Origin of the sequence: Vibrio rumoiensis (assembly GCF_002218045.2) — a bacterium.
Lineage (GTDB): Bacteria > Pseudomonadota > Gammaproteobacteria > Enterobacterales > Vibrionaceae > Vibrio > Vibrio rumoiensis.
Genome location: NZ_AP018686.1, coordinates 351,403 through 366,310, shown reverse-complemented (window position 1 = coordinate 366,310; position 14,908 = coordinate 351,403). Strand labels below are relative to the sequence as shown.

14 protein-coding genes are annotated in these 14,908 nt (G+C 41.8%); 8 read left to right on the top strand and 6 right to left on the bottom strand.

From position 1 onward, the window contains the following. Positions 1–35 precede the first annotated feature (35 nt). From VRUMOI_RS14170 to puuE, 6 genes are all read right to left on the bottom strand, one after another. Positions 36–275 (bottom strand): GlsB/YeaQ/YmgE family stress response membrane protein, encoded by a 240-nt coding sequence (locus tag VRUMOI_RS14170; RefSeq protein WP_089138984.1) that lies wholly within the window; start codon positions 273–275, stop codon positions 36–38. A 137-nt stretch (positions 276–412) separates the two neighbouring features. Further along, positions 413–1,297: a dienelactone hydrolase family protein gene (locus tag VRUMOI_RS14165; RefSeq protein WP_089138985.1), complete on the bottom strand. Its 885-nt coding sequence runs from the start codon at positions 1,295–1,297 to the stop codon at positions 413–415. A gap of 144 nt (positions 1,298–1,441) precedes the next feature. After that, positions 1,442–2,722, bottom strand: coding sequence for a urate hydroxylase PuuD (locus tag VRUMOI_RS14160; protein ID WP_089138986.1), 1,281 nt, complete (start codon positions 2,720–2,722; stop codon positions 1,442–1,444). A gap of 113 nt (positions 2,723–2,835) precedes the next feature. After that, positions 2,836–3,369 carry an ureidoglycolate lyase gene (locus VRUMOI_RS14155; RefSeq protein ID WP_089138987.1) on the bottom strand — a complete coding sequence of 178 codons (534 nt, stop codon included), beginning with the start codon at positions 3,367–3,369 and terminating at the stop codon, positions 2,836–2,838. Positions 3,370–3,516: 147 nt separating this feature from the next. Beyond that, entirely contained in the window at positions 3,517–4,032 is a 516-nt protein-coding gene (gene uraD, locus VRUMOI_RS14150) for a 2-oxo-4-hydroxy-4-carboxy-5-ureidoimidazoline decarboxylase (protein ID WP_089138988.1), read from the bottom strand. Positions 4,033–4,093: 61 nt separating this feature from the next. After that, positions 4,094–5,014 carry an allantoinase PuuE gene (gene puuE, locus VRUMOI_RS14145; protein ID WP_089138989.1) on the bottom strand — a complete coding sequence of 307 codons (921 nt, stop codon included), beginning with the start codon at positions 5,012–5,014 and terminating at the stop codon, positions 4,094–4,096. 592 nt (positions 5,015–5,606) lie between these two features. Here puuE and uraH point away from each other — a divergent pair. The 8 genes from uraH to artP all read left to right on the top strand — a co-directional run bounded on the left by uraH (position 5,607) and on the right by artP (position 14,882). After that, the gene (gene uraH, locus VRUMOI_RS14140) at positions 5,607–5,960 is read left to right on the top strand and encodes a hydroxyisourate hydrolase (RefSeq protein ID WP_089138990.1); all 354 of its coding nucleotides are present in this window, start codon (positions 5,607–5,609) and stop codon (positions 5,958–5,960) included. Between the two features lie 215 nt (positions 5,961–6,175). Continuing rightward, positions 6,176–7,558 (top strand): NCS2 family permease, encoded by a 1,383-nt coding sequence (locus tag VRUMOI_RS14135; protein WP_089138991.1) that lies wholly within the window; start codon positions 6,176–6,178, stop codon positions 7,556–7,558. A gap of 247 nt (positions 7,559–7,805) precedes the next feature. Then, a complete protein-coding gene (locus VRUMOI_RS14130; protein ID WP_089138992.1) occupies positions 7,806–8,804 on the top strand; it encodes a substrate-binding domain-containing protein in 999 nt (332 codons plus the stop codon). Positions 8,805–9,113: 309 nt separating this feature from the next. Then, positions 9,114–10,745, top strand: coding sequence for a sodium/sugar symporter (locus VRUMOI_RS14125; protein WP_089138993.1), 1,632 nt, complete (start codon positions 9,114–9,116; stop codon positions 10,743–10,745). 172 nt (positions 10,746–10,917) lie between these two features. After that, complete coding sequence (locus VRUMOI_RS14120) at positions 10,918–12,774, top strand: DUF294 nucleotidyltransferase-like domain-containing protein (protein WP_089138994.1); 1,857 nt, start codon at positions 10,918–10,920, stop codon at positions 12,772–12,774. 1 nt (position 12,775) lies between these two features. Next, positions 12,776–13,501, top strand: a complete 726-nt coding sequence (locus tag VRUMOI_RS14115) for a 3'-5' exonuclease (RefSeq protein WP_231897555.1) — start codon at positions 12,776–12,778, stop codon at positions 13,499–13,501. Between the two features lie 146 nt (positions 13,502–13,647). Continuing rightward, positions 13,648–13,839, top strand: coding sequence for a hypothetical protein (locus tag VRUMOI_RS14110; RefSeq protein ID WP_089138996.1), 192 nt, complete (start codon positions 13,648–13,650; stop codon positions 13,837–13,839). Between the two features lie 314 nt (positions 13,840–14,153). Further along, positions 14,154–14,882 (top strand): arginine ABC transporter ATP-binding protein ArtP, encoded by a 729-nt coding sequence (gene artP / locus VRUMOI_RS14105; RefSeq protein WP_089138997.1) that lies wholly within the window; start codon positions 14,154–14,156, stop codon positions 14,880–14,882. Positions 14,883–14,908: the final 26 nt, after the last annotated feature.

Here is a 14,908-nt window from a genome sequence, read left to right as displayed (position 1 = left end):
CCTTTCGATAAAACGGCCAATAAATAATGAGTGCACTATGACTTAATAAGTCGAGAAATATAAAGCAATAATACTGCACCTACCGTCGCTGTCACGATAGAACCAATAAACCCACCAGACGATAATCCCAGTAAGCTAAACGCAAAGCCACCAACGAAAGAACCTACAATACCAATGACAATGTTACCAATTGCGCCAAACCCAGAACCTTTCATGATTTGGCCCGCAAGCCAGCCCGCTATCGCACCAATAATCAAAAATGTAATTATCGACATCAACTTCTCCTTCTGATTTTTTGCTCAATATGTCATAGCAAATTGCTTCAACATGCCTTACATAAGCCTAGTTAAATTTTTTGAAAACTCTAACTATTTCATAAAATTATTATAATTAACCAACTAGATATTTAAATTCATACCAGTGTTTTATTAAACAAATCTAACGTTCGGCTCCAAGCAAGTTCCGCTTCTTTTTCAGCGTAACGCCCAGTCGAATCATTATGAAAACCATGCTGAGTATTAGGGTAAATATGAGCTACGTAGTCAACGTTATCTCGCTTGAGATCTTGTTCATATTCTGGCCAAGTGGCATTCACTCGCTTATCTTCACTGGCGAATTGAAGTACTAATGGTGCAGTGATATTCGAACGAATCGATTTATCCGCCGGAGTACCATAAAACGGGACACCCGCACTCAAATCATCACCCAATGTTGCCGCTAACATATTGACAATATAGCCGCCAAAACAAAAACCCACCGCGCCGAGTTTGCCATTACTTCGCTCACTCGATTTTAGATAATGAGCCGCCGCGATAAAATCTTCTTCAATTTTGGCTTTATCCAAAGCGCTTTGCATTTCTCGACCTTGATCATCATTACCCGGATACCCACCTAAGCTATACAAAGCATCAGGAGCAAACGCAATAAAACCGGCTTTGGCTAAACGGCGCGCCACATCTTCAATATAAGGATTGAGCCCTCGGTTTTCATGAATCACCAATACAACCGGAAGCTTACCGTCTTTATTAGTTGGCTCGACATAATAACCTCGCCCTTCTCCATATCCCTTGGGGGATGGGAAAGTTTTGTAACTGCCAACAATATTCGGATCATTGAACGAAACCTGCTCGGCAAGCGCATAGTTAGGCAATAATGCTGAAGTCAACACCGTCATAGTAAAGCCTAACGCCACTAAGCCTCCTAAACGGGCAAAAAATTCTCGCCGGTCGATCAAACCATGAGCATATTCATCGTACCAATCAAATGCTTCTTGTGGAATGGGTCTTAACTCTGTCATCACACGCTATCCTCATATATCGTTTAATCAAACTTATTTGAGAATAGATGGCATTTCACTGCTTATCCAATGTGTAGCAGATATAAAAAAGGCACCCGAGGGAGGTGCCAAATAATAACAACAACTGAATAAAAAACTTAATCGTTAGATTTTCGCACCATTACTCACCCAATCGACCACTAACGCACGTTCCTCATCGGTCATTTTGGTTAAATTACCTAATGGCATTACTCTTGTTTGAACTTGCGCTTGAATACGTGGTGCATTGGTTTGAATCTCTTCTGCTGTATCCAACATCACACCAGCTGGCGCGGTTGCAAACATATTGCTGGTTGGAGTAGCAGAGTGACACTCAACGCAACGCTCTTTAATCACATGCTGAACTTGAGTAAACACGGATGGTTTTTCCGCTTTTTCACTCGCCACTTTTTCACTGGCATCATTCGTTGCCGCGTGCTCAACATTTGCCGTATTCGTCTCTGGAGCTTGAGCTTGCTGCGCAACTGGCGCCGACGGCTGTGACAAGCTTGGCATACTATTCGATGTTACAAAGGCAAGGCTAATCATACCTAATACCGCAACCGGTACTGCCCAAGCAAACTTCTGACTACCATGACGAGTATTAAAGTAGTGTCGAACTAAAATACTGAATACCGCTAAACACGCCAGAATTAACCAGTTGTATTCCGAGCCATAAGTGCTTGGGAAGTGGTTACTGATCATAATGAACAATACTGGCAAGGTTAGGTAGTTATTGTGACGAGAACGCAATAGACCTTTCGCTGGCAGCGCAGGATCCGGTTCGGTGCCGTCTTCAATCGCTTTCACTAAGTTACGTTGTGCCGGCATAATCACGAAGAATACATTACCGACCATGATAGTACCGATAATTGCGCCGACATGAATGTAAGCACCACGGCCACTAAACACTTGGCTTAAACCGTAAGCCGCACCAACGAGGCAGGCAAACAAAACAATACCAAGTAGCAGAGGTTTTTTACCTAATGGAGAGTCACACAACAAGGTGTAGATGATCCAACCACCCACTAGCGAAGCGATACCAATACCAATCGCGGCGCCCACACTTAACCCCGAGCCAGGGGCAATAAGATAAATATTAGCATTAAGGTAGTACACTACCCCTAGCAGTAATACACCGGTGATCCAGGTGAAGTACGCTTCCCACTTAAACCAATGTAAATGTTCTGGCATTTGAGGTGGCGCTAATTTGTATTTCTCTAGGTGATAAATACCACCGCCGTGAATCGCCCATAAATCACCTGACAATCCCGTTTTTGGATTAACACGGTTTAAGTTGTTTTCTAACCATACAAAGTAAAATGATGCCCCAATCCACGCGATACCAACGATCATGTGAACCCAGCGAATTGCAAGATTGAGCCATTCCGTAATATGCGGATCCATAATGTTCTCCTTAACTGTTCCTTGTCTAGAGCATAGGTAACCGGGATATGGTGAACCGATATGCTCTTCAATAGACGGCTAAATAATCAACAATCTGTCTGTTCGTATTGCAGTTAATTTACGTTGGGTAAATTATCTAATGACAGAACAACTTCTGTTGATTGTTCAAAGTACACTTCATCGCAGTTATTGCCTTCGCCAGCACGATCAACAATTAAGAATTGATCATCTGGTTGAAGCGCAAGCACTGGATGGTGCCAAACCCCTTTGTGATAATTGACACCTTGACGTCCATTGCTTAAAAACGCTCTTAATGCCTGCGGCTGCAAATCTTCGCCCTTCTCTGCCACCACAATTAAATACGGATGACCAAGAAGAGGAATAAATGCTTGAGAGCCCAAAGGATGACGTTCCATCATTTGGATATTCAATGGGTACGTTAAAGGGGTTGCCTGAAAAATACTGATGATGGGTTCACCACCGTTATCTGCCACATCCACATCCGCCATACGGTGATAGCGTCTTGTTGAGCCATTGTTGATCATAAAGTAATCGCTGACTTCTTTATCAATCACATCACCAAAAGGTTTAAACGCCTCTTTAGTTAATGGTTCAACTTTTAGTGAAATTGCGGTGTCTACAGTCATGATATCCCTTCCGTTATTTTATGCTCTATTGAGCCCGTTTTAATTAACCTCAATACTATTAATACTGCTCAATAGCCTTGAGTATGGGCATAGACAGTCCTCATTCCCTTTTATGATTTACATGTCTTCCGCTTTTATACTTGTTTGTTACATATCCTGAAGCCGAAACGAAGCGATCTTATTGATCTGTGCAATTGCAGTTGCAAATTCCGTTTCTTTATCGTTGTGAATTCTCTCAGCAAACGATGCCAAGATCTGGTGACGGTTCGCCCCTTTTACCGCCATGATAAAAGGAAACTCAAAACGAGCTTTATATCGCTCATTAAAATCGGTAAATTGCGCAAATTCTTCTGGCGTGCATTGGCTAATTCCCGCCCCTGCTTGCTCAGAGGTTGACGCCGCAGTTAGCTCACCATTGACGGCCGCTTTACCCGCTAAATCTGGGTGAGCATTAATTAAATCTAATTGCTCTTGTGGGTCGGCATCGAGCATCGTTTGAGACATGGCCGTATGCAGCTTTTCAATCTGATCAAAAGAGGAATCCAGACCTTTATCAAAAGTACGCTCCGCAACCCAAGGACTGTGTTCATAAATATCAGCAAAGGTTTCAACAAATTCTGCTTTGGTCATTTGGCTTGGCTTACAAGTTTTAAATAGAGTCACGATTCCTTCCTTCTTTATTTAATATTTGACATTGGCTGCAATGATCAATTAACAAAATCAATTACTTAACAAGATCTGGGTGTGGATGACATTCATGCCAGTGTTTCGCAATGTCTAAACGACGACATACCCACACTTTGTCATGCTGCTGTACATACTCCATAAAGCGTTTTAAGCCTTGAATACGACCAGGGCGGCCAATCAAACGACAGTGCAAACCTATCGACATCATTTTTGGCGTCTCTGCGCCTTCTTCATACAAAGTATCAAACGCATCTTTTAAATATTGGAAGAATTGCTCACCCGTATGGAAACCTTGGTTGGTAGCAAAACGCATGTCATTGACATCAAGCGTATAAGGAATCACTAGCTGAGGTTTCGGGCCTTCAGTATGCCAATATGGAAGATCATCATCATAGGCATCCGAGTCGTATAAGAAGCCCCCCTCTTCGGCCACCAATTTGCGAGTATTCACACCATTACGGCCAGTGTACCAACCATACGGACGCTCACCTGTGATCTCTTTGATAACATTGATGGCTTTTTGCATGTGTTCGCGTTCAGTATCAATGTCAATTTTGTGATAATCCAACCAACGATAGCCATGGCTGCATATTTCATGCCCAGCATTCACCATTTCTTTAATGACTTCAGGATGACGTTCAGCTGCCATACCGACAACAAAAGCGGTCAGTGGGTAATTAAATTGCTCAAATAACTTAAGAATGCGCCACACACCTGCACGGCTACCGTATTCATAGATAGATTCCATACTGATATGACGAGCATTAGGGAAAGGCTGTGCGCCAATAATTTCAGAAAGAAATGCTTCTGACTCGTCATCACCATGTAAAGTACAGCGCTCGCCGCCTTCTTCATAGTTCAACACAAATGAAACCGCCACTCGAGCCTCGTTCGGCCACTGGGCATCAGGCAGATCTTTTCCATACCCGATTAAATTGCGTGGATACTCACTACCCATGAATCTCTCCTTATTAGTGTCATCCTTGAATACCCTTCATACTTGAAGCTGCAGCTTGGTTGACGTCATTCAATCCCCCCCAATCGAATAGACCATGGGGTCTCATAAATTTGTCGCTTCACGAGCAACGACAATTACTCTAGGTCTAATTCATCTGAATTCAGTTAGTACACATTAAAAGTATACAACCCAAAACAGTAAATCCCCCTGAATCTTTGTTTTATTAATTGTATACAATTATCAAAACATGGCAAATATTTTTATTCACAAGTTGTTAACCTGCGCACTATTTGATGTTCAAAACCAAAATAAGCTGACTTAAAAGTCAAGAATATTAAAATTTTTTTACTGAATGATGAAGGCGACAAAATCCAATAATTTATATTTAAAATCATTACATTATAAATAACCAATGAAATACCCAACCACTTCAACACATGATCCAGTGCCAATTTTTTAAGTCGTCGCCTTTACGGAACACAATGTTGTGTACATAATCTATCTCAAGTGATCACATTTTTATAACAAAACATTTTTCACTCACTCAACATTAATAACCATTTATTTTAACCATCAACAAGCAGAGCTAATTATGGGAAAACTAACAACACATGTTTTAGATACGGCGAATGGATTGCCGGGCTGCGATATTCAAGTCGAACTCTTTCGCATCACGGAGCAAGGCGCGCAAAAAATCAAAACCGTCGCCACTAACTTTGATGGGCGAACCGATTCGCCTCTATTAGAAGGTGCCGATTTTGAAGTGGGTAAATACGAACTTATTTTCCACACCGCAAACTACTTTAAGCAAAAAGGCGTAACGCTGGATGAAGTGCCGTTTTTGGATGATATTTCAATCCGTTTTGGTATCAACAATCAAGACAGTCACTATCATGTGCCGCTACTTTGCTCACCTTATAGTTTCTCGACATACCGAGGCAGCTAGCGTTCGCCGCTAATATTAATAATGCGTAGTGCCAGCCAGCTGTCGGCACTTCACTTAACTCGGATTCAACAATCCCACACTTAAATTTCGTATGGAGATCAGGATGTCCTCCAGGGCTTAGCTACGCCTAAAAAACGTATCGAGCTTTCTATCTAAGTCGCAAATTAACCAGTCGTTGTGACAAGTAGATGCAAAACCACAAGGAATATAACATCGTGGAAAATTCAAACAGCGAAACCTTAACCTCTCAACAAGACGTTAACTCAACTCAACCACAGCACGAACAAACAAGCTCATCGAATGGCTTACTCGAACGTTGGTTTAAACTTAAAGAACATGGCACCACCGTCAAATCTGAAATTATTGGTGGCTTAACCACATTTGCGACGATGGCGTACATCATCTTTGTTAATCCATCGATCATGGCCACATCGGGTATGGATGCGGGCGCCCTCTTTGTTGCCACTTGTGTGGGTGCTGCAATCGGTACTTTACTCATGGCCTTTTATGCTAACTGGCCAGTTGGCCTTGCTCCCGGTATGGGTCTTAATGCCTTTTTCGCTTTTACCGTCGTAGGGGAAATGGGTTATAGCTGGCAAGTTGCTTTAGGTGCTGTATTTATTTCAAGCGTGCTCTTTGTTGCCATGAGCTACAGCAGCTTACGCGAATGGATTTTAGACAGTATTCCGCACAGTTTACGTTACTCGATGACGGCAGGGGTTGGGCTATTTCTCGGTTTAATTGGCTTAAAAACCGCAGGCATAGTGGTAGAAAGCCCAGCCACCTTAGTATCACTTGGTGACTTCACTCAACCTAGTGCCGTATTAGCCGCATTATGTTTTTTAATTATCAGCGTGCTGAGCGAACGTAAAATTTTTGGCGCGGTGTTAATCGGTATTTTCAGTGTTACGTTAATCGGCTTTTTTATGGGCATCGTGGAATATCACGGCATTTTTGATACCCCACCAAGCATTGCTCCGACTTTCATGGCAATGGATATTTCTGGTGCATTAGAAGTTTCGATGATCAGCGTTATTTTAGCCTTCTTATTTGTCAACATGTTCGACACCGCGGGCACGTTGATGGGGGTCGCGCAACGTGCCAATTTAATTAACCAAGAAACTGGGAAGATTAAAGATTTACGTAAAGCGTTAAAGGCCGACAGTATTGCAAGTGTTGCAGGGGCTTGCGTGGGTTGTCCACCAGTGACCAGTTATGTCGAAAGTGCCGCAGGGGTTGAAGCTGGCGCACGCACTGGGCTTTCTTCTGTCGTGGTTGGTTTGCTGTTTATTGCTGCTATTTTTGTCTCTCCATTAGCTGGCATGATCCCAGGTTATGCGACTGCTGGTGCATTGATTTATGTCGCTTTCGTGATGATGAGTAGCATGCAACACATCAAATGGAACGATTTTACCGATGCCGCACCAGCAGCGATCACCGCATTGATGATGCCACTAACCTTCTCAATTGCTAACGGTATCGCACTAGGTTTCATTACCTACACGGTGTTAAAAGTCGCCACTGGCAAAACGAAAGAAGTCTCCGTTTGCATGTATGTACTGACGGCCATTTTCGTGGCAAAACTGATCTTTATGTAATAATTTTGTACCAATAAAAACCAAACAAACCAGTGACCTCAATGGAAGATCATTGGTTTGTTTGCTCTATCAAGGTGCTGATTTCCACCGCATGTCCTTTCAGCCGAACTATCCACACCACACTTTTCACTATTTTTAATCTCTACTAAGCGATTTAATCAAAATAACTCAATGTAAACGTTGCCTCTCAGCGATATTGTTTTACACTACTTACCCATTCTTATTTTAAATATTTACAAAGGTCATAATGGCAACCATCAAAGATGTGGCAAAAGAAGCTAACGTTTCAATCGCAACAGTGTCTCGTGTCATTAATAAATCACCAAAGGCCAGTAAAGCCTCGATTGAATCAGTCACTCTTGCGATGAAAAAATTAGGCTATCGACCGAATGCTGCCGCGCGAGCGCTCGTTAGCCAATCAACTCAAACCATGGGTGTTTTAGTCGGTGACGTTTCCGACCCATTTTTTGGTTCTATGGTGAAAGCCATTGATACAGTGGCATCCCAACAAGGCAAACATCTATTGATTGGTAATGGTTATCACAGTGCACAAAAAGAGCGTGAAGCGATTGAATTATTGATTAATCATCGATGTGAAGCCTTAGTCATTCATAGTAAAAGCCTTAGCAGTGAAGAATTAATTGCCTTTGCCCAAGAGATCCCGGGGTTGGTCCTCATCAATCGCTTTATCCCTGAAATTGCCGACCGTTGCATCGCATTAGATAATCATAAAGGCTCTTATCTCGCCACTGAGTTCTTGATTAAAAATGGCCATAAGAATATTGGCTATATCTGTTCGAATCACGATATTGAAGATACTTACCAGCGTAAAGATGGGTATTTACAAGCCTTAAAAGATAACGACTTACCTTGCTCTGAAAGCCATATTGAATACGGCTCACCAGATGAAGAAGGCGGCGAATACGCGATGACCAACCTGTTAGCAAAAGATCTGCCATTAACTGCTATCGCAACTTATAACGATTACATGGCCGCGGGGACATTATCGGTTTTAGAAGAAAATGGCATTGAAGCACCAAAAGATATGTCGATTATCGGGTTTGATAACGGCTTAATTGCTAAGTACCTTCACCCTAAACTCACCACCGTTCGTTACCCGATTCAAATGATGGCTGAAAAAGCTGCAGATTTAGCGCTCAAGCTGGCGAACAATGAACCCGCCAAAGCAGAAACCACTATGTTTGTACCAACGTTAGTTAGGCGTTTATCGGTACAAAAAGCTTAGATCTCATACCATGAATGCGACTCATTATGGCACTGCTAGGCATCACTAAAATGCCTAGCATTCTCCTTCTATCAATCAATAACTTCCTCGTTATAAAACGCTCATTTACCTCACAAGTCACTCAGTAACAAAATGTGTTTTCCTGTAACCATTTGTGACGACAATCACTTTCAAATAAAAGGTAAACGTTTACACTCCGCAATGAAAAATAACCATGCCCACCAAAATGATGGAGATTGCGATCCAGTGAGCGTAACTTCTCGTCATTCATAATGGGTATATAACAAACTTAACGGTAGGTTAGAGAGTATGTCTCATATAGAAAATGGATTAGGTACCATCGACATTATTGTGTTTGCTATTTATGTAGCAATCATTATCGGGGTCGGTCTTTGGGTTTCCAGAGACAAAAAAGGTACTCAAAAAAGTACTGAAGATTATTTCTTAGCAGGTAAATCATTACCTTGGTGGGCAGTGGGTGCTTCATTAATTGCCGCAAATATTTCCGCTGAACAATTCATCGGCATGTCAGGCTCAGGCTTCTCTATTGGCTTAGCGATTGCCTCTTATGAATGGATGGCGGCGATTACCCTTATCATTGTGGGTAAATACTTTTTACCTGTGTTCATTGATAAGGGAATTTACACCATTCCTGAATTCGTTGAAAAGCGCTTCAATAAGAATTTAAAAACCATTCTTGCCGTCTTCTGGATTGCCCTTTATGTGTTTGTAAACTTAACCTCTGTGCTTTACTTAGGTGGTCTTGCTCTACAAACTATTCTCGGCATTCCATTGATGTATTCAGTGATTGGTTTAGCATTATTTGCTTTGGTTTATTCTATTTACGGTGGCCTTTCTGCTGTGGTGTGGACCGATGTAATCCAAGTGTTTTTCCTTGTACTAGGTGGTCTACTCACTACGTATATGGCGGTCGATTTTATTGGCGGTGCAGATGGTTGGTTTAGCGGTTTGTCTAAAATGGCAGCGGCAGCCCCTGAACACTTTGAAATGATCCTAGATCAAAGCAACCCTCAATACATGAACTTGCCAGGCATCGCCGTTCTTATCGGTGGCCTGTGGGTAGCAAACCTATATTACTGGGGTTTCAACCAATACATTATTCAACGTACTCTTGCTGCTAAATCTGTTCCTGAAGCACAAAAAGGGATCGTATTTGCCGCATTCTTAAAACTAATCGTGCCTTTCCTAGTGGTTATTCCGGGTATTGCCGCGTATGTGATCACATCTTCACCCGATCTCATGGCGCAATTAGGAGATGTCGCAACACACAATATTCCATCACTTGCTCACGCGGATAAAGCTTACCCTTGGTTAACTCAGTTCTTACCAGTTGGCTTTAAAGGCATTGTATTTGCAGCGCTTGCCGCAGCGATTGTGTCTTCATTAGCATCAATGTTGAACTCAACAGCTACGATCTTCACCATGGATATCTATAAAGAATTCATTGCACCGAAAAGCGGAGACCACAAACTGGTTAATGTTGGCCGTATTACCGCAATTGTTGCGTTAATCATTGCTTGCTTTATTGCACCATTACTCAGCAACCTTGGTCAGGCTTTCCAATATATTCAAGAGTACACAGGCTTAGTTAGCCCAGGCATTCTAGCGGTATTTTTACTCGGTTTATTCTGGAAGAAAACCACCAGCAAAGGTGCCGTTACCGGTGTGATCTTATCGATTCCATTTGCATTGTTCTTGAAGTTTATGCCTCTAAACATGCCATTTATGGACCAAATGCTTTATACCTTATTGTTCACCATGGCGGTCATTGCATTCACAAGTCTCAGTTCTTCTGAAAACGATGATGACCCTAAAGGTATTGCCCTTGATTCATCTATGTTTAAAACAGAGCCTAGCTTTAATATCGCCGCTTACGTGATAGTCATTATTCTTGCTGTACTGTACTCAGTATTTTGGTAAAAAACTGCTTAGCCTCATCTTCGGATGGGGCTAAGCTTAATGAATAATAAAATCACTTAATGCTAGAATACAAAAAACACCGTTAACCTTAGATTCCATTTCACGTTTATAGCAATTTACGTTTATAACCGTTCACGTTTATAATAATTCGACAGGAAGAGGAACACTCAAAATGAACAATGGACTTCTTCCCAATATCGTCTCGTTTTTACAAGCAATTTACCCATTTAGCGAACTACCAAAAACGGTTCTTAACAACATCGCTCAAACCGTAGATATTCTCTTTCTCAGCCCTGAACAACAATTAAAACAAGATGATAATGCCACCTATTTATATATCCTTCGTTCAGGGGTCATTCAACAAAATCACCTAGATGGCAGCCTACGTTCCCTACTCGGTGAAGAAGATATTTTTGGCTTTAATCTTCACAATAGAGACTCGGAAAGCTATTTAATTACTGCGCTCGAAAATACTCTGCTGTACCGTTTTGACTACCTTGCGCTGATGGCTCAACTGCAAGATTATCCTCAAATAACATCACAACTGGCACTAAGTTTACAAACTCGCCTGCAAGCCATACAAACCCAGCACCGCCGCTTACAACCTGCGCAGCACTATTACATGCGCCCAAGTATTGATATCGCTAGCCGTAAAATTTTGATCGTTTCAGCGACAGAAAGCATTCAAGACGTTGCTCACCAAATGAGAGATATTGTTGGTGTTTCATGTGCCTTTATTGTCGATCATGATCAGTGCTTAATTGGCATGGTGACAGATAAAGACATGACTAAAAGGGTGGTCGCACAAGCGCTTGATGTCAGTGGGCCGATTAGCCATGTGATGACTCAAAACGTACATACCGTATATGAAGATGAACTGGTGATCGCCGCCGTTCATTTAATGATGAAGCACCAAATTCAAAATATCCCCGTGGTGAACCATCAACAACAAGTCACCGGTCTCATCACACCGCAACATTTGATTCAAAATAACGGCGTGCAATCGATATTTTTGATCGATCAAATCCATCGTGCCGATTCCATTACAGCATTAATAAAACTTTCGGAAGAGCGTAATCTTGCTTTTGAAGGCATTATTGAAAGTAGCGCAACCCCTAACGTTGTCGGGCAAGTACTCAGCATGATTTATGATGCTTTTTCCTACCGCTTAATTGAGCTCGCCATTAAAATCTTCGGTCAGCCACCCTGCGCATTTTCTTGGATAGTGGCAGGCTCTCATGCGCGTAATGAAGTACACCTTGCCTCCGATCAAGATAACGCATTAATCCTTGCGGATAGTGCCACTGAAGCCGATAGAATTTACTTCCAACATTTTGCCATGTATGTCTGTAAAGGCTTATCGCAACTCGGCTACACCTTATGTAAAGGTCGCTTTATGGCCGCAACCCCTCAATGGTGTCAAAAACAATCAATATGGAAAGCTTACTATCGAAAATGGGCCACCAACCCAGAATATGATTTATTACTCAACCTAAACGTGTTTCTGGAAGTTCGTCATATTTATGGGGATGAAGCGCTATTTCAATCAGTGGATGAATACCGGCATCAGCAAGTCTCCAATAATACACGTTTAACCTCCGCCTTGGTACGCAACGCACTACGCACTCGCCCACCGCTGGGCATATTTAAGAATTTAGTGTTAGAAAAGGATGGCAACGATAATCAGGTTTTAAATATCAAAAAAGCCGCGATTGGCCGCGTTGTCGACTTGGTGAGAATTTATAGTTTGATGAATGATAGCCCTGAGATCAATACCACTGAGCGTATTGAATGGCTGCATAAGCACCGCATTCTCAATGACTCAACTTATCAAGACTTAAGTGAAACCTATCATTACGTGACAGAACTCAGGTATCAACGTCAACGCACCGCCATTCAAACTCAATCGAGCATTAATAATCTCTTACAACCTGATAAATTTGGTAGCTTTGAGCGCCAACACTTAAAAGATGCTTTCCGAATTATCTCCAGCTTTCAAGACTTAATAAAAATGAAATATGGCCGGTAATATGTTTTCGATTTTTTCTAGCCGACATCCTTTGTTGCAATTAGATCAGCAACGGCATGACCTAATTGCAACAAATAAATTACCGAGTTCTCTCGCCGCATTGTTGCAAGAGCCCTATCCTAACCCTAAACATGATGCGACGGCTCTACCGATAACGGTAATAGACCTTGAAACCACGGGGTTAGATCCCAAGACCGATCATATCGTGAGCATCGGTTGGGTCCATATTATTCAAGGCGTCGTCAAATTAAGTACGGCGCAGCATTGGGTGATTCAAGAACCAAAAGAAAAAAAGAATCCTAACCACCAAGATCCAACCACTCGCTCGTTACACCACATTTTGCCTGAAGATCAAGAACATGGCATTCCGCTTCAACAAGCGATGCAGTATTTCTTTTCATCACTTCTTAGCCCTGTTTTACTCGCGCACGGAGCCACGATTGAAAAACGATTTATCGAACAGTTTTGCCAACTCCAAGGCTTGCCACGCTTACCTTTAATTTGGCTTGATACCTTAAAGATTGAACAAAATACCACTCACCAAAGTGGCTATCAGAAAGATTTTCGTTTATTCGCCTTACGCCAACATTATCAATTGCCAGAATACCCAGCCCACCATGCCTTAATGGATGCCACCGCCACCGCTGAATTATTTCTCGCTCAGAAACACCGCTTATTTAACCACGATATTGCTCCAATTGGTGTGCTGTATCAGAAATCGATATAGGCCTCACTCCATTCAAAACCCAACCAACTTCAAATTATTCAATCCTGACGCTTAACACTCAAGCCAGAATTGATCTAAATCAATTTCATGGCACTGAAACGATCATAAGTTAACAGTATGTTAATCACTTCATAAGAGGGAAGTATATGAAGCTAAAGCAATGTGAAAAGTGTTATACCGATGTGTGCCTAGATGGAAAATGGTTTCACCACGATCACCTAACCACCAAAGCCTACATGTTGAAAGGTGGCTTAAACCACGAAGTTGAACTGACTAAAATGCCAACAACAGAAGATGAGCTCATCGAATTGCTCACCCACTCCGTTCAACTCAACTAAACGTCAACCATTTCTCGTCACTATAAAACGCTTATTGAAGCTGAGCATGCCATCTTTGCTCAGCTTTCTTTGTTCTCCGCTTTCATAATTGATAACTCACTCACCAATTTGAATGACCACACAAGACCTCTCTTCTATATTAAGATACATTAACTTCCCATTAACACATTCAAGCAAGAAATGAATGCCGTGCTATTGGTTATATCTTAGCCAGATAATTATGCTCATTGAGTGATTCAATATACATTTTTCTTGCATAAAACCACACAATCATTAGTATATTTACCTAGTGACAATTAATGCAGATTGGAAGCATGACTATTCAAATTAACGCTATTGATAAGTTTTACGGCTCAAACCAAGTTTTACACAATGTAAGCTTTCAGTGTGAAGCCGGTGACACCTTAGTTTTACTCGGCCCAAGCGGTGCAGGTAAAAGCTCATTACTCCGTGTTTTAAACCTATTAGAGATGCCTGATAGTGGTACGCTTTCTATTGCGAACGAGTCCTTTGATTTTTCGAATACCATTTCAGAAAAACAAGGCATGGCTTTACGTAAGAAAGTCGGCATGGTATTCCAACAATACAATCTATGGCCTCACATGAGCGTGCTAGACAATTTGATTGAAGCCCCGATTAAAGTTGCGGGAATGGCAAAGCAAGAGGCAAAAAAAGAAGCAATGGCGATCTTAACCAAACTTCAACTCGCCGATAAAGCGGATGCTTGGCCGTTGCAGTTATCGGGAGGTCAACAGCAACGCGTGGCGATTGCTCGTGCATTAATGATGAAGCCTGATGTGCTGCTTTTTGATGAACCAACCGCAGCGCTTGATCCTGAAATCACCTCACAGGTTGTAAATATTATTAAAGAATTAAGCAAAACTGGCATCACTCAAATTATCGTGACGCATGAAGTCGATTTTGCGAAAAAAGTGGCCAGTCATTTATTGTATTTAGAAAAAGGCTATGTGGTTGAACACGGCGATAAAAGCCATTTTACCAACCCACAATCACAAGCATTTGCCGATTATTTAAAACACTAGACACTGCTCTATTGACATTAATAACA

Bases quoted from the DNA above. Each gene is read 5' to 3' on its own strand.
- VRUMOI_RS14170 (WP_089138984.1), bottom strand. From the start codon at position 275: ATGTCGATAATTACATTTTTGATTATTGGTGCGATAGCGGGCTGGCTT.
- VRUMOI_RS14165 (WP_089138985.1), bottom strand. From the start codon at position 1,297: ATGACAGAGTTAAGACCCATTCCACAAGAAGCATTTGATTGGTACGAT.
- VRUMOI_RS14160 (WP_089138986.1), bottom strand. From the start codon at position 2,722: ATGGATCCGCATATTACGGAATGGCTCAATCTTGCAATTCGCTGGGTT.
- VRUMOI_RS14155 (WP_089138987.1), bottom strand. From the start codon at position 3,369: ATGACTGTAGACACCGCAATTTCACTAAAAGTTGAACCATTAACTAAA.
- puuE (WP_089138989.1), bottom strand. From the start codon at position 5,014: ATGGGTAGTGAGTATCCACGCAATTTAATCGGGTATGGAAAAGATCTG.
- uraH (WP_089138990.1), top strand. From the start codon at position 5,607: ATGGGAAAACTAACAACACATGTTTTAGATACGGCGAATGGATTGCCG.
- VRUMOI_RS14130 (WP_089138992.1), top strand. From the start codon at position 7,806: ATGGCAACCATCAAAGATGTGGCAAAAGAAGCTAACGTTTCAATCGCA.
- VRUMOI_RS14125 (WP_089138993.1), top strand. From the start codon at position 9,114: ATGTCTCATATAGAAAATGGATTAGGTACCATCGACATTATTGTGTTT.
- VRUMOI_RS14120 (WP_089138994.1), top strand. From the start codon at position 10,918: ATGAACAATGGACTTCTTCCCAATATCGTCTCGTTTTTACAAGCAATT.
- VRUMOI_RS14115 (WP_231897555.1), top strand. From the start codon at position 12,776: ATGTTTTCGATTTTTTCTAGCCGACATCCTTTGTTGCAATTAGATCAG.
- VRUMOI_RS14110 (WP_089138996.1), top strand. From the start codon at position 13,648: ATGAAGCTAAAGCAATGTGAAAAGTGTTATACCGATGTGTGCCTAGAT.
- artP (WP_089138997.1), top strand. From the start codon at position 14,154: ATGACTATTCAAATTAACGCTATTGATAAGTTTTACGGCTCAAACCAA.